Origin of the sequence: Dictyobacter kobayashii (genome assembly GCF_003967555.1) — a bacterium.
Classification (GTDB): Bacteria; Chloroflexota; Ktedonobacteria; order Ktedonobacterales; family Ktedonobacteraceae; genus Dictyobacter; species Dictyobacter kobayashii.
This window is the reverse complement of sequence record NZ_BIFS01000001.1, coordinates 5,170,618-5,190,144: the sequence shown is the minus strand read 5'-3', so window position 1 is coordinate 5,190,144 and position 19,527 is coordinate 5,170,618. Positions and strand designations below refer to the sequence as shown.

At 51.8% G+C, this 19,527-nt stretch carries 21 protein-coding genes; 9 read left to right on the top strand and 12 right to left on the bottom strand.

Annotation, left to right across the window (positions count from 1 at the left end):
• Nucleotides 1-31 precede the first annotated feature (31 nt).
• Nucleotides 32-664: a hypothetical protein gene (locus tag EL645_RS22750; RefSeq protein WP_126552618.1), complete on the bottom strand. Its 633-nt coding sequence runs from the start codon at nucleotides 662-664 to the stop codon at nucleotides 32-34.
• A 229-nt stretch (nucleotides 665-893) separates the two neighbouring features.
• Nucleotides 894-1,433: a hypothetical protein gene (locus EL645_RS22745; RefSeq protein WP_126552617.1), complete on the bottom strand. Its 540-nt coding sequence runs from the start codon at nucleotides 1,431-1,433 to the stop codon at nucleotides 894-896.
• Between the two features lie 339 nt (nucleotides 1,434-1,772).
• Between EL645_RS22745 and EL645_RS22740 the strand changes: the two genes are divergently transcribed.
• Nucleotides 1,773-2,798 (top strand): CPBP family intramembrane glutamic endopeptidase, encoded by a 1,026-nt coding sequence (locus tag EL645_RS22740; RefSeq protein ID WP_161977600.1) that lies wholly within the window; start codon nucleotides 1,773-1,775, stop codon nucleotides 2,796-2,798.
• Nucleotides 2,799-2,855: 57 nt separating this feature from the next.
• Here the strand turns inward: EL645_RS22740 and EL645_RS22735 are convergent, their stop codons facing one another.
• From EL645_RS22735 to EL645_RS22725, 4 genes are all read right to left on the bottom strand, one after another.
• Nucleotides 2,856-3,674 carry a hypothetical protein gene (locus EL645_RS22735; protein WP_126552615.1) on the bottom strand — a complete coding sequence of 273 codons (819 nt, stop codon included), beginning with the start codon at nucleotides 3,672-3,674 and terminating at the stop codon, nucleotides 2,856-2,858.
• Between the two features lie 562 nt (nucleotides 3,675-4,236).
• On the bottom strand, nucleotides 4,237-4,500 hold the full coding sequence (locus EL645_RS45655) for a carboxymuconolactone decarboxylase family protein (RefSeq protein WP_174845311.1): 264 nt from the start codon (nucleotides 4,498-4,500) through the stop codon (nucleotides 4,237-4,239).
• Nucleotides 4,501-4,584: 84 nt separating this feature from the next.
• A complete protein-coding gene (locus tag EL645_RS45650) occupies nucleotides 4,585-4,788 on the bottom strand; it encodes a hypothetical protein (RefSeq protein ID WP_174845310.1) in 204 nt (67 codons plus the stop codon).
• Nucleotides 4,785-5,126, bottom strand: coding sequence for a carboxymuconolactone decarboxylase family protein (locus tag EL645_RS22725; RefSeq protein WP_126552614.1), 342 nt, complete (start codon nucleotides 5,124-5,126; stop codon nucleotides 4,785-4,787). The genes EL645_RS45650 and EL645_RS22725 overlap by 4 nt, the downstream gene beginning before the upstream one ends.
• Before the next feature lie 297 nt (nucleotides 5,127-5,423).
• Between EL645_RS22725 and EL645_RS44440 the strand changes: the two genes are divergently transcribed.
• Nucleotides 5,424-5,642, top strand: coding sequence for an FGGY family carbohydrate kinase (locus EL645_RS44440; protein WP_126552613.1), 219 nt, complete (start codon nucleotides 5,424-5,426; stop codon nucleotides 5,640-5,642).
• Between the two features lie 14 nt (nucleotides 5,643-5,656).
• Nucleotides 5,657-6,718, top strand: a complete 1,062-nt coding sequence (locus EL645_RS44435; RefSeq protein WP_126552612.1) for an FGGY family carbohydrate kinase — start codon at nucleotides 5,657-5,659, stop codon at nucleotides 6,716-6,718.
• Here the strand turns inward: EL645_RS44435 and EL645_RS39480 are convergent.
• Nucleotides 6,685-6,843 carry a hypothetical protein gene (locus EL645_RS39480; protein ID WP_161977599.1) on the bottom strand — a complete coding sequence of 53 codons (159 nt, stop codon included), beginning with the start codon at nucleotides 6,841-6,843 and terminating at the stop codon, nucleotides 6,685-6,687. The two genes, EL645_RS44435 and EL645_RS39480, sit on opposite strands and share 34 nt — an antisense overlap.
• Nucleotides 6,844-6,939: 96 nt before the next feature.
• Between EL645_RS39480 and EL645_RS22710 the strand changes: the two genes are divergently transcribed.
• The 3 genes from EL645_RS22710 (at nucleotide 6,940) to EL645_RS22700 (ending at nucleotide 11,284) form a co-directional block, all read left to right on the top strand.
• Nucleotides 6,940-7,308 carry a hypothetical protein gene (locus EL645_RS22710; protein ID WP_126552611.1) on the top strand — a complete coding sequence of 123 codons (369 nt, stop codon included), beginning with the start codon at nucleotides 6,940-6,942 and terminating at the stop codon, nucleotides 7,306-7,308.
• Between the two features lie 90 nt (nucleotides 7,309-7,398).
• Nucleotides 7,399-8,877 carry a hypothetical protein gene (locus EL645_RS22705; RefSeq protein ID WP_126552610.1) on the top strand — a complete coding sequence of 493 codons (1,479 nt, stop codon included), beginning with the start codon at nucleotides 7,399-7,401 and terminating at the stop codon, nucleotides 8,875-8,877.
• Nucleotides 8,878-9,010: 133 nt separating this feature from the next.
• Entirely contained in the window at nucleotides 9,011-11,284 is a 2,274-nt protein-coding gene (locus tag EL645_RS22700; RefSeq protein WP_126552609.1) for an ATP-dependent helicase, read from the top strand.
• A gap of 105 nt (nucleotides 11,285-11,389) precedes the next feature.
• Here EL645_RS22700 and EL645_RS22695 read toward each other — a convergent pair whose 3' ends face one another.
• Together EL645_RS22695 and EL645_RS22690 are read right to left on the bottom strand one after the other, a co-directional pair.
• A complete protein-coding gene (locus EL645_RS22695) occupies nucleotides 11,390-11,977 on the bottom strand; it encodes a hypothetical protein (RefSeq protein WP_218031970.1) in 588 nt (195 codons plus the stop codon).
• A gap of 483 nt (nucleotides 11,978-12,460) precedes the next feature.
• Nucleotides 12,461-12,943 carry a DinB family protein gene (locus tag EL645_RS22690; protein ID WP_126552608.1) on the bottom strand — a complete coding sequence of 161 codons (483 nt, stop codon included), beginning with the start codon at nucleotides 12,941-12,943 and terminating at the stop codon, nucleotides 12,461-12,463.
• Between the two features lie 646 nt (nucleotides 12,944-13,589).
• Between EL645_RS22690 and EL645_RS22685 the strand changes: the two genes are divergently transcribed.
• The 3 genes from EL645_RS22685 to EL645_RS22675 are packed head-to-tail and all read left to right on the top strand — an operon-like array spanning nucleotide 13,590 to nucleotide 16,344.
• Nucleotides 13,590-14,678 carry an ABC transporter substrate-binding protein gene (locus EL645_RS22685; RefSeq protein ID WP_126552607.1) on the top strand — a complete coding sequence of 363 codons (1,089 nt, stop codon included), beginning with the start codon at nucleotides 13,590-13,592 and terminating at the stop codon, nucleotides 14,676-14,678.
• Between the two features lie 12 nt (nucleotides 14,679-14,690).
• On the top strand, nucleotides 14,691-15,557 hold the full coding sequence (locus tag EL645_RS22680; RefSeq protein ID WP_126552606.1) for an ABC transporter ATP-binding protein: 867 nt from the start codon (nucleotides 14,691-14,693) through the stop codon (nucleotides 15,555-15,557).
• Nucleotides 15,538-16,344: an ABC transporter permease gene (locus EL645_RS22675; RefSeq protein ID WP_218031969.1), complete on the top strand. Its 807-nt coding sequence runs from the start codon at nucleotides 15,538-15,540 to the stop codon at nucleotides 16,342-16,344. The genes EL645_RS22680 and EL645_RS22675 overlap by 20 nt, the downstream gene beginning before the upstream one ends.
• Before the next feature lie 191 nt (nucleotides 16,345-16,535).
• Here EL645_RS22675 and EL645_RS22670 read toward each other — a convergent pair whose 3' ends face one another.
• The 3 genes from EL645_RS22670 to EL645_RS22660 form a co-directional block, all read right to left on the bottom strand.
• Nucleotides 16,536-17,225 (bottom strand): type II toxin-antitoxin system HicB family antitoxin, encoded by a 690-nt coding sequence (locus EL645_RS22670; RefSeq protein ID WP_126552605.1) that lies wholly within the window; start codon nucleotides 17,223-17,225, stop codon nucleotides 16,536-16,538.
• 101 nt (nucleotides 17,226-17,326) lie between these two features.
• Nucleotides 17,327-18,226 (bottom strand): LysR substrate-binding domain-containing protein, encoded by a 900-nt coding sequence (locus tag EL645_RS22665; RefSeq protein WP_126552604.1) that lies wholly within the window; start codon nucleotides 18,224-18,226, stop codon nucleotides 17,327-17,329.
• Between the two features lie 368 nt (nucleotides 18,227-18,594).
• Nucleotides 18,595-19,422 carry a M55 family metallopeptidase gene (locus tag EL645_RS22660; protein ID WP_126552603.1) on the bottom strand — a complete coding sequence of 276 codons (828 nt, stop codon included), beginning with the start codon at nucleotides 19,420-19,422 and terminating at the stop codon, nucleotides 18,595-18,597.
• Nucleotides 19,423-19,527: the final 105 nt, after the last annotated feature.

Genomic DNA, 19,527 nt, shown 5'->3' with positions numbered 1-19,527 from the left:
GCGATCCGGAACGCGCGCTCAATCGTCAAGGTCATACGCACAAATGGGGTATAAGGCTCATGAAAGAGCAATTCCTCAGTAAATAATGCCACCAGAGCCTCTTCATCATCGGACGTGCCGGCCGAATGACGACATGCTCGGGAAATGGACGCGACTCCAGCGTTGGTGGATGCACCTGGTAGGCCAACGCGCTATCGAGCAGAAAGCCCTGCTTATGCACGACCTGGTCAAGCCAGAGATCGCAGCACGGCCAGCGTACCATCTCACCATGGGCCTGGTGCTGACTCCACAGATGCGTTAAAGTAGAAAAAAGCGCCGTTGCCACCCTGACAGCTATAGGGTTAGCCGGGTCCGGCAAGGTCAGAGCTTGCGCCATGCCATTGCGCTCGGTAAAAAAAGCCCGTAACCCATCCTCTGGCTGCAACTGCCAGATCGTTGGCCGGACATAGCCACAAACGCGCTCATGCCCATCCAAAGCGACCACTGGCGAGAGTTCCCGCGTGCGATCCCGCTGCAACATCGCCTCTACCTGCTCAATTGAGCGCGCAGCGCGTAGCCGGGGATCAAGCCTGTACCAGCGACTCTCTTGCGCCCGCACAAGCTCCACAATCTCAGGGATATGCTCATCCTTCACAGGTACAACCATTATATGCTGGACAGTCATAACATATTTCTCCCGCGCAAAAATATCTTCTTCACAAATGTATTCTATATTTTTATATTCATATTATACATATTTTGCATGCTGTGTGAAACAGCACAATATAAAATATGTGTAGTCAAAATAATGTGTTAAACCGCCTGTAAACTAAGATGTGAAGGACTGCTAAAGATTACTCCCCAGTTATAAATAGTGTCGGGCCGGGCCTGGGGGCTATGATAGGCAAGCGTAATCAACATATGGCGGCGTAATGGGAGATGATAAAAATCGTCAGAGGCACGCTGTCCATCCACATAGATCTGCCAGCCAGGTAACCCAGTTGATCTGGATAGCCATGACTATGAAAACGTTGCTGCCAGATACGCAAAAAATCCCCTAATTGAAAAGTATGACTGGTAGGAGACTCAACGTGTAAGACACCACTGGTATCATGAGTGTGAAGCCAGTAATAACATGTATGTCCCTGCTTCGTAGCAATACCCGTATTTTTAGGGATCACTACTGGATGATCATCCACATATATAGAAATATGTAGATGTATATGCGTCACCACTTTTGAGAGGGAGGTACAGGACGTATTGATATCACTGTAATCTATCTCGGAATGGCGAGCGCTAATATAAGAATAAGTTGCAAATAGGCCCACACCCAGTACCGCCAGCATTGCCAGCAAACCGAAAACCGGCCTGCGGCGACGTATCCAGCCTCGTCTTTGTGGTAGCTCATGCTGAGCAGGAGGCGGCTCAACATGCTCAACATTATTGTCCATCATAGCGTCAATGTATCCATTCCTGTACATACTTCTTGTTACGTTCGATTGCGAGCCTTGTTCCTAAATGAAAAATATTGGATTTTACCGCCACTTCTCTTTATCATGGACGCCTCTCAATCCAGGTATAGATACAATTGTTGATAAACTGAAAACCATAGTACCCGAAAGTCATACGATGATACATTTTGATTATCCATATTGAATACAAGTATCTTTCTATTTACAAAATAAATGAGACATTTATGCGACAATTCTATGACATTTAAGCGACAGTCATATTTTATGATAGTATAGTCGAAAAAATTTTTGATGTGGAACGATATACTGAAAGGACTCGGTATGAAAAACTTATTTTGGAATCGCGACGAGCGACGCTTACGAGCAGGCTGGCGACAATTGTTGCTCATATTGCTTCTGGGACCAATTATTTACGCGACAATTTATGCTATCAATTTTCCATTATATATACTGCTAAGCTTGATAGCGCACCATCTCTACTTTGTATGGGCCATCAATATAAACCATTTCCTGCTGATTCCCAATAATGGCTTTCTCAGTGCCTGTGCGACAATAGTGCTAAGCTGGTTCATTATGCACTTCATCAACCGAGAGCGCCTGGCAAATCTAGGCTATCGTTTGAATTGGAACTGGTGGATGGATTTTCTGTTCGGTTGTCTATTAGGTCTAATATTGAACTGCACCCTGGTCTTAATTGAGTATGGAGTTGGCTGGCTCAGCCTCAAACAGATGTTTATCAGTGGAGCAGGAAACGAGCATGCTTCATTCGCAGTACTGCTGCTTGCCTGGTTCATACAGTTTCTCTATGTTGGTATCTTTGAGGAAACACTGGCCAGGGGCTACCCGATCCGCAATTTTGCCCAGGGGTTACGCAATAATAAGGTGAAGGATAGCACAGTTATCTTGCTCTTGTGGTTAACGACATCCATCCTCTTTGGTGTAGGGCATTACGGCAATCCACATATCACGGTAATGGAAATAATCAACCTGTGTGTCGCCGGGCTGGCACTGGGATTGGGCTATATCTTGACTGGCAGTATGGGTCTCAGCATCGGCCTGCACGCAGCCTGGGATTTTGCCCAGGGCAACCTCTTTGGCTTCGCGGTGGCCGGACAACAACCAGTCAACATGACCAGGTTGTTCGCATTTCAACAGCAAGGTCCAACCTGGTTGACTGGAGGGGCAGCTGGTCCCGATGGTGGGCTATTATCCACATTTATGTTTATATTAGCAATGCTGATCATTCTGGGCTACATGCGCTGGCGCTACGGAAAAATCAGGATCGAGACAGAGCTCAGTCATTTTGAGCGACATCAGAAAGAAATAGATAAGGCCGAGCTCGCTTAAAATTTAAGCAGTATGGTGGAGAGGCGGCTGTCTCTCCACCATACTGTACAAACGAAATTAGATGCCGGCAAACCCCATGCCACCACCACCACCACCACGCGTACCATATTTTTTATCCTGTAACAGGGTACGCAATGAGCGCACAGTTTGCTCAACGTCGGCATCTCTGGCATAGGTCGTAGCCCCCACGGACTGGCCGCTGGAGACCCGCAATTCAAATTGCTGTAGGGTATAGACGAGTGTTTCGAATTGTTGACCATAAGTGGTGGTTTCGACCCCCACAATATCATCATAGAAATAGGTCTGGGTTGACTCTGAACGCAACGGATGCAGAGCATTCACGTGTCCCGAAAAGACCGCAATATAGTGCTGGGTGGGATAGAAGAATGTAAACTTATTAATGCTGGCATGTAAATTCCCATCCTTCCCGCGCAGCACACGCACCGGACACCCATGGGAGTGATAGTACGCAGATTCCTGGGTATGAAACCAGATAATCCCACGTACGAACAGCGGCGCGCCAAGGATCTCGCCTGGCGCCAACCCCAGGCGTTGCATGCCATACTTCTGCATGCCGGGCAGCCAGCTCCTTACCCAGGCCTCATACTGTGCATCAGTTGGCTTAGCTTGAACATGGTACCAGATAAGACGCACAATGGCGATATCGAAGGGCAGGCTGGCCAGAAAAAGCAGAAATAAGCCCGTACCAATCATACCAGGCGCGTTAGAAGTCAACGTCGACAAGGTACAGAGTCCAACGATACTCATCAGGATCAGACCAATAAACAACGATCTTGCTACTTTAGGAGGATACGCGAAATAGCGTTGCAAATCTGCGCCAGATAGCAATTGCTGCTGATTATCGATAACTTGCATTATCTAGAGCCGCTCTCTTTCCTGCCTCTTTTGAGGTTTTCTTACAACAAAAATCAGGTCCCGAAGCCAAATTACAGCGGTCAGGAAAAATATTGAAGGTATGCGTGATAAAGTGAGCTGGTTGGATTAGCAGCCACAAAAAGAGCCGTAAAAGGCTGCCTATGCTGGTACCACTCCATCTTCTCATTCTCTACATAAACGTTATACTAAGCCATATAGCTGCCCAAAATACGAGTACTTGCCAGTGACATTTATTGATGTGGGATATAGCATTTATTATAATTTGGTGCCACAAATTTGTATCTGTTTATGCAAGTTTTTAGTACTTTTAGAACAGCACAACAAGCTCACAAAGCTACGCCAGGTCGAGCTATGAAGCAGCTACCAGTCCATGGGAATGTTGACGTGCAGCCAACATTTTCTAAACAGCCAGACAATGGCGGGCGCGGGTTGATTGCATATAAGCAAGCACAGGCGGCGTAATATTCCTGCCTGTGCCCGCGCTGCCAGAAATAAATAGCGAATTAAATGAGATTAGCTTCAGTCTGTGTGTAGTTCAAGCTCAAGATGGAGCGCGATAATAGCCACGCTCAAGCCTACTCTTCGCGCTAAGAGCAAAAACTGCGGGAGGTGGAACGGCCACGTCAAAGGAGTCAGCCAGCCGATTCATGATCTGAAAGATAGCGCCGACATACAGAGCATCCTGGATCGCCTGCTCGCTGATGCCGATCACCAGCAAATTTTGCATATCCTCCGGCACGATCTCGGCTGGCCGCAAGGTATACTTCTCCAGAAAACCCAGCATCGCCCGCAACTTCTCATCCACCGGAGCGGTCCGCCAATCAGCAATCACAGCATTAACAAGTTCAGCATCTAAAGCGGTAGACGCAACTGCGCCATGGGAGCCCAGTCAAAAAGGGCAACGATTCAGCGCGGAGGTAAAGGCGGCAAAGAGCTCACGCTCGCCCACCAGCCAATCGGAGGGGCCGCGCAACACAGATTGGGTCAGGATGGACATAGGGGTGCCAAAAAACTCTGATCGGTAGCTAAGTACACGCTGAATATCAGAGACACTCTCCCCCTGCAAAACTTCATCGAGACAATGTAATCTCATTCAGTCGCCTCCTGCAAAGCATGTAAACCACGCTCAAGGCGCGCCTGGGCGGTCCCCATAGCCACGCTAAGCGTGATTTCAAACAGCGCATCATCAGAATAGCCAGCCTCACGCAAGCACGAGATATCCTCATCCAGCACCTTATAGGCATGAAAGGTCACCTTGCGCACATATGCCACTAACTCCGCCGGCACATCCAGTGGAGCGGCCCCAGCATCCAGGCTCAAACGCCTGGCATAGGCTTTAACCTGCTCGCGCAAAGCCGGAGTGGTCACGCCCGCTTGCGTTGCCACAGCATCAAGCATCGCCCCCATTTGTAAAGCATGTCGATCATGCATTCCGCTTTTGCCTTTCTTCAAAGTATCGTTATCATTAGGAGGGTGATTAAAAAATGAGCATTTTTGTTGGGATATCCCCAGGAGAAATTTGGATAAACAACCTCCAGTACGACATGACGCTTATAAGTATATTATAATTGATGGATAAGAAAAATAGTATAAAAACCATATAGCCAGTAGCCAAAAGTGACAGCCACCATATTCTGAAGGGCTGTGCAATACAGGACAGGCATATTTCAGGGAATAACATTTGACAGCAGGTTAGTTGGGACGTTCTTCTTGAAGAGAAGGGGATGAATGATGGCATTTTTAGGAATCGATCTGGGAACAAGCTCAGTAAAAGTATTGATACTGGATGAGCAGGGCCGTACTCTGGGTACTACTAAAGTGGACTACACGGTGCGATCTCCCCAAAACGGGTGGGCGGAAAGTGATCCCACTGACTGGTGGCGAGCAACAGTAGAGGCCGTGCGAGGTATACTCACCCAGGTTCCACAGGCAAAAATCAGGCGCTAGGTCTATCAGGTCAGATGCATGGGGTAGTTCCAACCGACGAACGGGGGCAAGCGGTACGGGCCGCCATGTTGTGGGCGGACACGCGGGCCGAGGCCGAATTATCCCACTATAGCGCGCTAGCCAAAGGCACTCAACTACGCCTGGCGAATCCGCTGGTGCCGGGAATGGCAGGGCCATTGTTATGCTGGCTGGCCCGGCATGAAAGCGCAGCCTACCAGGAGATGCGCTGGGCTTTGCAGCCAAAGGACTGGCTACGCTGGCAATTAACCGGTCAGGCCGCCACTGACCCAAGTGATGCCTCAGGTACCTTGCTCTACGATCTCCCCAAAGATCGTTGGGCCGAGGATGTCATCTCAGCTCTGGGGCTAAAGCGCACCCTCTTTCCCGAGATTATCCCCTCAAGTAGTCAGGCGGGAACGCTCACCACGCAGGCGGCGGCAGAGCTGGGGCTACCTGTCGGACTCCCTATCGCTACAGGGGCCGCCGATACAGCCGCAGCGGCCCTGGGCACGGGCCTGTTATCGCCTGGCACCCTGCAATTGACCCTGGGCACGGGCGCTCAGCTCATCCAGCTGCACGCCGAGCCTGGCGCAGATAAAAGCTTGCGTACCCACCTCTACCGAGCCGCAGATGGGGCTCACTGGTATAGCATGGCGGCCGTGCAGAACGCGGGCCTGGTACTGGATTGGGTAAGGCAAACGCTCAATGCCAGCTGGGAGGAGATGTATACCAGCGCAGCCACTATTGACCCAGGAGCTGATGGCCTGATCTTTCTGCCAGATATGACAAAAGAACGTGCCCACCAGCCAGCCAACCACCATGGCGGAGCCTTCCTGCATCTGCGCCTGAACCACCAGCGCGCACACCTGCTGCACGCGGCCCTCGAAGGAGTGGCCTTTGGCATTCGCCAGGCTTTTGAGGCGCTACCGGGTGCGCAAGAAAGTAGCAGCATACGACTGGCCGGTGGTGGTAGCGTCCATCCCGCCTGGCGCCAGATGCTCGCCGACATCCTTAACCGTGACCTATTACTGGTCGATCCGCCTCAGCGCGCGGAGCAGCCCTGCTGGCAGGAATAGCCAGCGGGCACTGGTCCAATGCCCAGGCCACGGCCGCAATCGCCCCGGGCATCCAGGCCAACGGCATCCCCAATCCAGAGCAGGCCAAAGCCTATCAGGATAGTTATCAGCATTTTCTTAAACATGCTCAGGCGGACCTGTAAACCACCGGCAGGTAAAGTGTTTATGTAGATATCTATAAATTACAGGATGTAAAGAAACAGTGTAAAGGGTTACAAGAGATGTATAGCTTGATTCTACTGGTAGGGTTGTTATGCCTGCCGGCTGCGCTACTCATCATAGTCAAACAAAGGGAGCACTATCGCATCCGCCAAAGCGGTATACGGGTGATGGCTAGAATCATTCAGGTAAATTCATGGCAAGAGCCCGCAGAAACCAACGGTGTCCTGGGCCAGATGAACATGATACCTCAAATGTGGATGGGAGGTCCAAAGTGGGGTTATGAGATTATCGCTGTATGCACAGACCCCAGCACACATGAAACCTACACGCTCTCAAGTGGGAGAAAAAAAGGGCTGGCCAGCTATCGGCGCGGTGAATATCTGCCCGCTTATATCAGTTCAAAAGGAAATTATCTAGAAATTTCCTGATTGGCAAGAAAAAATGGAATAGTGAAGGTAGCGGAGGAAAAAGATGAAACCATAATAGCAAGCAAGGAATAAGAAGAGAGGTAAAAGATCATGCACTATCCACTCTATTTCACCTGCGCCATACAGAATCAGCAAACGTTGTTAGATCAGGATGGGATGAAAGGATGGCTACTAAAATTAGTGGCGTCGGGATATCGGCTCGTAACAGCGGAAGAGAGGGGCGAGAGCTTTGCGGCCTGGTGGAATATCAAGCGAGGTGAGTATTATAGAGAGCTGACAACTGAAGAGGAGGCCTGGCTACCCATCATGCGCGAAGCGGGAATGACAGAGGCACTACAATCCAGGCTGGGTTCCTATTTAAACCAGGACAGCTCGCAGCTAGAGCTACGCGCCTATCATGTCGAGCACACGCTAGAATTTGATATAGAATTATCCGAAGCAATGGCCTGGTCGTACAATATTTCAGTAGATCGCGACTATTTGACTGGTACTTATGAGGGCAACAATATCCAGGCTTATGAACTCTGGCTAGATGCCATCAAGCTCGCCTATCAGTATATGCATCCATACTATGGCTCACTCTACGATATAGATTTTCCAGATCGAAAAGAGCCAACGGAATGGCTGGATGCGTTGATGGGAGAGATCAAAGGTCTGACGCTGGTTAATATCTTTGGGCCAGAGTTGGTACAGCGTTTTGGGCACGAACGCCTGCTGAGCACACCTGCCTGGCGCTGTGAAACGTTAGACGATGGTGGAATACTGCTACTCCCCGAACCATACTGGTATGGTTATGCACCGACCTGGCGCGCAGCCTCAGAGCACCTGGGCTTCTCAACCACGCACTACCGCTATGTGGCCCATATTGCTTACTTATTCCAGAAATTTGGCTTATTCCCATCCCCACCGGATGTAAATCTGCTCATCAAGGCGACAGAACAGACATGCATCATGGAAGTACTCAAAATCTTAATACCCACAGAGCGCATCTGTGTTGAGGAGACACACTGGGAGAGCGGAGAAGAACTTGATACGCTGATCCGACGCTATGCCGCCCTCACGCAGGGCGAGTGGCAGCCGGAGAATCTGAAAACAACGCTTAGCGACCGCTGGCCCATAACCGAATTTGATTTTCAAGGCCAGCACTTCATCTGGGATTATCAAGGAACATACATGTCTGCAGAGCTGGACCCCTGTAAACAATTCAACCTACTTTCCGCGCGCTTGAGCGGCCTCTTCGTGAGTATGCATGGGTATATTGCCTATCTACCGGCGGAACTTCCAACGATAATGCATAATCTATTCCCGGCGCTCAAAAGCGGCTGGCCAGCACGCGCAGAGCTACACTGGCTCTTTCCAGACATTCCAGAGCAAACATGGAAGCAGGCAGTACCAGATCCGCCCTGGCAGCTTGAGATCAAAAGCAAACAGAAACAGGACACGCATTCTTGTTGCGAAGCCCATCGTATCGAGCTATGCAGCTTTGTGCGCAAAGGCATGACGGGATGTAGGGGTTGGACATCATTTGAAACATTGCAGCCGCTACGCGCTCAAAATATGCACGCATAGAAACGTATTAAAAGCCAGGAAAAGAGGCCTATGAGCAAAGTACGTACACTTGTTCTCTGCCTTTGAAACTGCTATAGTACAGGTCGAAGCATCGACTGATCAGGATAATTAACTTAGGGAAGAAAGTTGTAGTATGACCACTCAGGGAACAAGACAAAAGACAAAAACACGAACAGGTACCGCACCGTCATTTAGCGCCAATCCACAGCAAGCGGCCGCAATCGCTCACACCGATGGACCAGCGGCTTTTATCGCGGCCGCTGGTACCGGCAAAACGTCGATTCTTGTACAGCGTCTGGTCCGGTTGGTGGCAGATGAGGGAGTCGCGCCTGAGTCGCTGCTCTGCGTCACATTTACCCGTGCCGCCGCCGATGAGATGGAGAAACGCGCCTCCAAAGCGTTGCGGGCCCGTGGCATGACCCTCAAAGAGATCAAGCCACTACGTGTGGTAACCTTCCATGGTCTGGGTCACCAGATGTTACGTGAGAAACTCGAACTGACACCTCAGCAGCTTAACCAGAAACTGATCAGTGGTGATCCACGCCAATGGCTGGCCGAAGATATCATTCGGCCCTGGCGTAGCAATCGCAGCCGTGGCATGAACTGGGACGTCGAGATCACCGATGCCCTGGCTGCCATCGACCGCGCCAAAGAAGCGATGGTCCAGCCTGAGGGCTCCGTTGACTTCTTCCGTACAGATATGAGTATCGATGTAGAGCTGGCCGCCCGCTACCAGGAATTCTTCCTCAATTACGAGCAGACCAAAAAGAAAGAGAAGCTCTACGATCTCTCAGACCTGATTTATATCCCGCTCAACTTACTGGAGAGCAGTCCCAAGTACCGCAAATCCTGGCAGGGCCGTTATCAGTACCTGCAAGTGGATGAGACGCAGGACACCAATCCATCACAGTATAAGCTGATCCAGTACCTGGCCGCGCCCAAGCAGAACGTGGTGGTAGTGGGAGATCCAGACCAGGCCATTTACCAGTTCCGTGGCGCCAGCCCGGAGGCCTCGATCCTCTCCTTCAAAACCATGTATCCGAAGGGGAAAATCTATCGCATTGAACATAACTATCGCTCAACGCCACAGATTCTCGAAGCCGCCAACAAACTGATCAGCCACAACGATATCACGCCAGGCTTCGAAAAGCTGCTGCGCTCGACCCAGCCCGATGGCGCGCCCGTCTGGGTAACTGCCTATGAGGATCAAGAGATGGAGGCCGAAGGGATCGCTGAGCGCATCGATCGCCTGCAGCGTACCTGGAAAGAGCATCAGGAGGCGCTGTCATATAAAGATATCTTTGTACTCTCGCGCACCAACCATCACCTGGCCTCGCTGGAGATCGCCCTGGCCCGCAAACGCATCCCCTATCGGGCAGCCGGTGGTTCATCCTTCTTCAAACGCAAAACCACGCGCGACATCCTGGCCTACCTCTCGCTGATCGATGGTGTACGCGTACACAATGATTTCCAGGCCTCGCGCAATGGTCCCGAGCCCCAAAAGTGGGATGATGTCTTTACGCCGGTACACTGTGGAGAGCAGAACACAGCCTTCCGCATCGTGGCCAATATTCCATCGCGCGAATTCTTTGCCAGCACCGGCAAGACCTCGCACCGCTTCAACGCCACCTTTTATGGTACCCTGACCGCCCATGCCAGCGGACGGCCGCTCCTGCAATATTGCGAAGAACATCCCTACACCATCCCCAAAGAGCACCAGTTGGGTGTCAAAGACCTGGTCGCCCTGATCAAACGGCTGTGGTCCAAATCCAATAACAACCCGGCCGAAGCCATCAAACAGATCCGCCAGCTGGCCTACGATGTCCACCTGCGCCACTATGATAGCAAGCATAAAGAGAACGCGGAAGAAGAATCGGAGGCCCCGACGCATCACGAAGAGGTCAAGCTCGAAGCCCGCTATGACGAGCTCGAAGAGCTGATCCAGATCGCGCAGAAACACCATACGATCCGCCACTTTCTGCAGGCCATGACCAAGCTCAAAGAGCAGGCCGAGGACAACAACAAGAATAAACGTGATTGTGTCAGCTTGATGACCATCCATAAATCCAAGGGGCTGGAGAGCCCGGTGGTCTTTGTGATGGGCATGACCGAGGGCATCTTCCCACACCGCCGCTCGTATACACTGGCCGAGGACGGACCTATCTCAATGACCGGCATGGCCGAGGAGCGCCGCCTGGCCTATGTCGCCTTTACACGCGCCCAGAAGCAGCTCTTCCTGAGCTCGCTCCTGCGCTATCGCGGCACCGACGCCGTCGCATCCCGCTTTATCGACGAAGCCGAGCTCACCCCCACCAACGAAGACGGAGAGCTCAATCCTTATCTCTTCAAACACGACGGCACACCGCGCAAGCTGAGTCCGCTGGTGGAAACGCCAACGCTCTTCTAAACGACCAATTATTGGCTAAGCACTGTCGTCTGAATGGCTGCTACATTGCTACAAATTACGACTGGCGGTCTTCGATCTCCCAGATGTGGTCGATGACATGCCAGCTCATGCGCCGCAACGTGTAGGCGGGGGGCCAGCCTTTTGGGACCAATGGAGTGCCGTCGGATGGCTGGCGCAAAGCTGCTGCCAGCTCTTCACGGAACGCAGCCAGGGCAATAAGGTCAGCGGGGGAAATGGTTTGTGGCGCACGCCAACCTTGCGCGCATAGGTGCGTTCGACCTCGATAACGTGACGCAATATTTCGTCCCGCTCACGGCCACCGCCGCGTGGGCCCTTGCGCAGCTCGTTTGGGGCGGCGGCAACCACCTCATCCAGGGTCGCCCACGCCGCCCAGAGCAGCGCCACGCCCCGCGCAGCCGTTTCAGCATCCGTCGGCTCAGAGTCAGCAGGAGTGATGATAGAGGGAGCGCCAAAATTGGTAGTCATATCGCCGGGCACACGTTCAACCACAACAGGATCACGAGGTTCGAACTCAAGGCCAGCGCGGCGCACGATCAACTCGTAGCGCGCAGCCGAATCAAGCAGTGCCTGTATAGCATCGGCCTCAGTTTTCCCGCAACGGCTCCAGCCAGGCCATACATACGAACAGGCGAAAACCTTCTTCTCGCCCACTTCCAGATAGATAGGAGTCATAGACATTTTCCTCACATGAATTTATACGAGATAAAAAATGTAGCTTGCATTAATAGCCATGACCGTACACTTCAGCGAAGCGTGTAACCACGAACATTTCTAGTGTACTTCAAATTCAGGTTAAAAACGTTCCTTTTTTAGCGAGCTCTAACTGGTTCTCCGTCCTTCCGGGGGAAGGACGGAGAGGGTGGGTGGCGAGGACACCTCGCGCTCCGTCAGGGCTGCCGCCCCTGCACCCCGCTTTCCCCCTAAAGGACATAGGCCCCTCTAACTACTCTCAACCGCATTTCTTCCAATTATTATCTATATAGATGCACATCAAATGCTATCTAAGCACGAGGGACAATATTTTTCTTGCTCGAAAAAGCGAAAAGCAACACGAATTGTATCGGGTCGGCCGCTGAGGACCGATCCGATACAATTCGTTGTTCTGGATGCCTAGTTATAAGTCGGACACATGCAAGATGTTAATGAGACACAGCGCTATTTTTCACGCAGCGCGTCATTATATCCCCAGCTATCGAGGGCGGGTAGCTCGATGCCCTGCAGGCTCAGCAGGGTGGCGATCTGCGAGCGATGATCGATGCCATGGTTGATGGCCTGGATCGCCACAATGACGGCCTGAGCCTCATAGGTACCCCCGTCAAGGTAGAATGTCTCACTCAAGTCCCTCTGCTCCGCGATGGTGATCAGCTCTTTTCCTGACCGCTCCGCCCGCCGCCGCAGTTCGTCGAAGCCGACAAAAGTGTTGAGCTCCTTCAGTGGAGGGGTTGGGGTTGTGCCAGTAAAAGACTTGACGTAGCCTTCTTCGGATGCGAACAGATGCATGAGGGTCTCACGCACACTGCCAAATGTTCCTATCATAGTGGCGTCCAGTTGCGCGTCGGACAACTGAGCACATGCGTCGAGCAAACGCAGGTTCGCCCAGAGGTTATACTGAAAAAATTCGGAAAGTCCAGTAGTCATCGCTTTAATCTCCTTTTATGAGCTGTTTTCTAATAACGCAGCGAGGAAACGATGGGGCAGAAAGAGGGTGGAGTTAGCGGCACACTGGCATAAACATCAAAACCTCCAAAAAATGAGTGAACAATTTCCATAGAATTATACAGATTAAGAGATGCTGCTGTCAAGAATGCAATAGATCATATCAATAACATGGGGCGATCCAAATGATAACGATTTTTTATGAGTAAAAGATACACGGAAAGATAGGTACGCATAGATAAATTTTCTATTGATGACTAACTTCATCAAGAAAATCAACAAAAAAGATTGACTTCTGATTCAAACTTATGTAAGCTCTAAACAATGTCGTAACTGTGGTTTCATATTTCCAGATGTTCATAGCTAGTAGCAGCGAAAAATGTAATTATTGTTACATTTCTTTGGTTAAGCGCAACTGTGACAGCTCAAAAAAGAAAAACATCAATCTCACTGGATGCACGAATATTTTCCACTATGAGGATGGGCTCATACACCAAAGCTGGATGGGAAGGTATTTCGTTTTCGACTGACAGTCCTTAAAAAGGACCCACGAGACCAGCGCTTGAGACACAGTACCGAAGCATTCATACATCTACTCTGAATTAGGGACGAAGGAGCAGTATTTTTTATGAAGGCATCATCCCATCGCATTCCGCGTATCCTGGCATTCCTGTTGCTCCTGTCGCTGGCTCTGGCAGCCTGTGGCAGTGACAGCAACACCTCAACCAATAGCAGCAATGGTGGAAGCAGCCAATCCAGCTCCCCGGTAACGGTTCACCTGGGCTATTTTCCCAACATCACCCACGCAGTCGCGCTGGTCGGGGTGGCCAATGGGACATTTGCCAGGGCGCTAGGCAATAACACGCTGGACGCCTCCAAGACATTCAATGCAGGTCCCGCCTTGATGGAGGCCCTGACCGCTGGTGACATCGATATCGGCTATGTCGGCCCCAATCCAGCCATCAACACCTATGTAACAACTCATGGCGACGCCCTGCGCATCATCGCCGGAGCATCGAGCGGCGGCGCCTCCTTCATTGTCCGTCCGGGCGCAAACATCAAGACCGCCAGCGATCTCAAGGGCAAGAAACTGGCCACACCGCAAAAGGGCGGCACCCAGGACATCGCCTTGCGCCATTACCTGCAGATAAACAATCTGAAGACCACCGACAACGGAGGCGACATCCAGATCCTGCCAACCGACAACGCCAATATCCTCAACGAATTCAAACAAGGGCAGATCGATGGCGCCTGGGTACCAGAGCCATGGGCATCGCGCCTGGTCAATGAGGCCAATGGCACTATCTTCCTGGATGAGCGCAGCACCTGGCCCAACAACAAATTTATTACCACCCTGGTAGTGGTGCGCAAAGACTTCCTGGACCAGCATCCAGATATCGTGCAGAAGTTCCTGCAGGCCCATGTAGAGACCGTGCAGTATATCAACAATAACCTGCCCGCCGCCGAAAAGGTCGCCAATGAGCAATTGAAAAAGCTGACCGGCAAAGCATTATCAGCCAAAGCCATTGATGGTTCATTCAAGCGACTGGACATCACCTATGATCCATTGGCCTCAACCCTGTTCAAATCGGCCGACAACGCCTATGCACTGGGCTTCCTGGGTCATAGCAAACCCGATCTCACCGGCATCTTTTCTCTCGATCAATTGAACAGCGTACTCAGCAGCAAGGGGCTGCCGAAAGTTACAGCCTCATAAGGGGGAACCGCTATGAGTCAATCAACAGTCAATATACGAGGTTCTATTGAAGCGACCAGTGGGGACGAGCTGTCCCCACGCGCTGGCGGAAACTCACTACGGATCGAAGGTGTAAGCAAGACGTTCGTGGATAGCGAACGGGTAGTGGAGGCATTACGCCCTGTTGATCTGGTCATACAACCGGGCGAATTTGTGTGCTTTTTGGGGCCTAGCGGTTGTGGTAAATCCACCTTGCTGAGCATTATCGCGGGCCTGGAGCAGGCGAGCGGCGGAAACATCTTCGTCAACGATAAAGAAGTGCAGGGACCCGGCACCGATCGTATCCTGCTCTTCCAGGAGGCGGCGCTCTTCCCCTGGCTGGATGTGCAAAAGAACGTCGAGTTTGGGCTGCGCCAGGCGGGTATGCCCGGCAAGCAGCGCGCAGAGATCGCCCGCCACTATCTCAACACCGTCAACCTCAACGGCTTTGAACACAGTTATCCACACCAACTCTCAGGAGGTATGCGGCAACGCGCCGCCATCGCTCGTGCGCTGGCTATTGATCCCGAGATCCTCCTGATGGATGAGCCCTTTGGTGCCCTGGATGCATTTACCCGCGACAAGCTCCACGCGCAGGTTGAAGCCATCTGGCGCGAGACACGCAAAACCATCCTTTTCGTCACCCACAACGTTCGCGAAGCGGTCGCGCTGGGAGATCGCGTCATCGTCTTTGCGCCGCGACCCGGACGCATTATCCGCGATTTCCCGATAGATCTACCACGGCCACGCAGCCTGGAAGATTATCAACTGGTCGACAAAGCAGCAGAGATCCTGCAGGTCCTGCGCAGCGAGATGGAGAAGCAAGAACAGGAGGAAGAAGTTGGCAGCACCGTCCATTAGTATCAGCAAAAAACGTATTGGCACCCCATGGGTGGGCAAGTTGCTACGTCAGCTAGCCTTCTTCATCATCTTGCTTCTACTCTGGCAAGGACTGACCGTCGCCCATGTCTGGAAAGACTATCTGTTTCCAGGGCCAGTGACTGTCCTGGACAGTTTAAAAAGCATGGTCCAGGACGGCTCCCTGCTGACCGCGATCCTGGTCAGCCTGCGCCGCCTGGCGCTGGGCTACGGCATCTCGCTCGTCGTCGGATTGATCTTCGGCCTGCTAATCAGTAGTAACCATTATATCGAAGAGACGCTGGGCTCGCTCGTGTTAGGCTTGCAGGCCCTACCCAGCGTGTGCTGGATTCCGCTTGCCCTGCTCTGGTTCGGCTTGCACGAACAGGCAATGATCTTTGTCGTCGTCATGGGCGCACTCTTCTCGATTACCCTGGGCGTTGACGCCGGCATAAAAAACACGCCGCCCGTCTACTTAAAAGCGGCCCGCAACATGGGTTCACGCGGCATTGCCCTTTCAACCCAGGTCATCTTGCCAGCCGCCCTACCATCGATCCTGACCGGACTTAAACAAGGCTGGACCTTCGCCTGGCGCTCATTGATGGCCGCCGAACTACTCTACACCACCGTGAGCCTGGGCGCGCTACTCGAAAACGGGCGCGACTTCGGAGATGTCGGCCAGGTCTTCGCGATCATGATCGTGATCGTGATCATTGGCGTCGCCATCGACAGCCTGATCTTCGGGCCGCTTGAACGCATGGTGCGCAGGCGCTGGGGCTTCGCTCGCTAGCCAGCTAGCTCATCGATTACACGAATGAAGTAAAATAACGCTTTCACGGCAGTTTGCATAACAAGTATTATGCTATATAACACTTTTTGTGGCAGTTTTCATGATGTATGCGAAGCGCATATCATGAAAACTGCCACAAAAAATAATTCGGGCGCGAATGCGCACGCAAGTAGTGGATAGCAGAGACACTCTTATGAAAGAGTCGAAAGCTGGCGAGCAAGTCCCTGCATCCAGGGATAATACTCACGCAAATAGCGGGTCAGGCGACGTAAAACCTTGGCCGCAGTCCACTCTTCTCCACCGTGAGTATAGACATGGGTACGCTGCTCAGGTGTCAGGTCACGCAACAACGTCTCATAATCCATCGCATTCTCCACAAATGTCCTGAGAAGATCCTCCTCGGCGATGGCGGGAATTGCTGACTGCGGCTGATCGCTCAAGCAGGCGATGTAACGCACTTCACCCAGCAGAACATTCTGAAGGTGTTGCGTAAGTGAGCCCACGCCTGGCCTGGGCTCGCGGCCTCTCAGATCCGCGGGAGCAGCATCATACAGATCGATAAGCTGAGCACGTGCGGTCGCGGCAACGTTCAAAGCATTATCGATCTCCTGATCAGTGGGAGCAGGCAGATCGGCCTCAAAGCGCGGCCCCACACGATCCGTTCGCAGCTGCTCACCGAGCACAACCTCAATCGATGTGATCTCATCCTCGAAGAAGAAGATATCATTCTGCTTCAGCCACTGCAAATAGGCAGCGATCGTCTCAGGGGCTTGCTGGATAGCTTGTTCGGCGGTGGCTGCTTTAGCAAAACAGCCTGGCAACTCGCGAAATGTAACAATGCACTCGTTCGGCCACTCTTCAACCAATGCATGAAATTCCATGTATTTGCGCTCCTGTTGTCACTTTATAATAAAAATAAATAACGACGGTATATACATACAATCGAAGAACAGAGTCATCAAATCGTGCCAGGCCAGCATAATTACGCCGGGCTCTCGGCTAAAGGGAAAAGGAAAGAAAAAAAGGCCTGGGCGGCGCGGGATAATTGCTTATCGGGCCGCTGAATAAAACTAAGTTCAGGTTGTAATTTCATATCGGCCAGAGGGATCTGCACCAGATCGCCGCTAGCCAATTCACGCTGAACGGTCAAAAATGAAACCACAGCTGCCCCGACACCGCTAATGACCATTTGCTTGATCGCTTCATTATCCGTCAGGGTTAACAGCGGCTTCAGGGAGATATCGCGGCAGGCCAGTTCACGCTCCAACATGTCCCGCACCCCGCTACCAGGCTCGCGCACCACCAGCACATTATCCCCCAGTTCCGCCGCGCTAATTTTTTCATAGCCACACCAGGGATGACCGGGTGGCACCACCAGGATCAAAGTATCGCGAGTAAAGAAGCGTACATTTAAACTTTCGGGTAACTGGCTCGCCTCGCCCTCAACTATACCGAAATCTAGCGACCAATCCAGGATATGATCAATAATATCTTGTGAATTTAAAATAGAAATATTGAGAGCCACCTGCGGATATAGTGAACGGAAACGCGCCACAATCGAGGGCAGCAAATAGACACCGGCCGTTGTATTGGCGGCCAGCTTGATCTCGCCACGGTGAACATCACGCAGAGCGGCCAGGGCATCATCCATCTCGCGTTCAAGGGAAAACATCTGGCGGGCATAGGTCTGCAGCACACGGCCAGCATGGGTCAGCACAATACGACGCCCCTGACGCTCCACCAGTTCCAGGTGCGCCTCCTGCTCCAGACTCTGAATAATTTTGGTTACCGCCGGTTGCGTCAAATGCAACTCTTCGGAGGCGCGCGTAATATGCTCCAGCTCCGCAACTTTCAAAAAAACGCGTAAATTCTGCAGATTCATGCTACTTAACCCGCCTTACAGAACGACAACGATGCCAGTGACAATACCTGGCTTTCTCAACCTCTGCATCATACCAGAAAAAGTCTACCACCTCCTAGTAGTCAACGCGGTAGATAGTTAGATTTTCAGGTCCACTTATTGTATTCATATTCTCCATCATGCGTAGTAGGGTCGAGGGTCAATATCTTTCATATAAAGCTTCATGACGACTAAAACAATAATAATGATATGCATCGAACAAAATATCTTTGTAGCGCTATTATTGTTAATTTTCGAGCAGGAAGGTTAAAAGCGGGGACAAGCCCCGCACGTACATAGCTTGATTCTTATTGCGTTCGATTGCTTGCTTTGTTGCTGAAACCAGCTTGTTAGCGATCAACCAGGGAACGGGTCAGGGTGACGATGGTGACAAATGTGCGATAGAGTTCAAGCAGGTTGGTGCCAATTACTTTTACTGTGCGGGGAGCGACGCGCTCTACGCCGCGAATCCAGCAAGCCATTTCGGCCATGTCGGCGACCAGGAAGGTGATTTCCAGCGTGACGGGCAAGGTGAAACCGGGCAGTTGCATGTTTGCTAGTTGTTCGACCGCCCGCCTGGCACCAGCTTGCAGCAGCTCGCAGGCAACATCTGGATGCAGGTGCGAGGCGGCAAAGCGGCCCAGCGACTGCTTGACAATGATCTTTTCAGCCTGTGGCGCGATCGTCTCGGCTTCGCGGGCCGTAGCCTCATCGCCGCTGATAAAAATAATCGGCACCTGATAATGAGCCGCCACCAGCGCATTGATGCCCGACTCGCCGACGATCTCCCCATTAATACGTACCTCCCAGATCGCCCCTGGATTATACGTATGCGAGAGGATGGCATGCTCAGCACCAATCGAGCCATGATAACTGACAAAACAGATACCATCAAAGCTAGCGTCCAGACCCTCCATCATGTACAGCGGCTTATGCTTGCCGGTGATCAGCGTGGCCCGACCCAACAGATCCTGGGGATGCAGGTTGCGCATCGCGTGGTGGGCGTCATTCACCACAAACTCGGACACACCAGCCTCCAGCGCGCCTGTGATCACGGCATTTACCTCATTGGTTAACAGGAGACGCCCCTGCTCATATTCAGCATTGCCCTCGATAATCTGCTCCCAGGCCACAATCCCACTGGTACCTTCAAAATCGGTAGAAAGAAATAGCTTCATAGTGCCATACGCCCCTATCAAAAAATATGTGCCGTAGCTGTAAACTATATCCTCAATTGTAACATCTAAATAAAAATAAAAGCAGCACCTGTCAAACCTGATCAA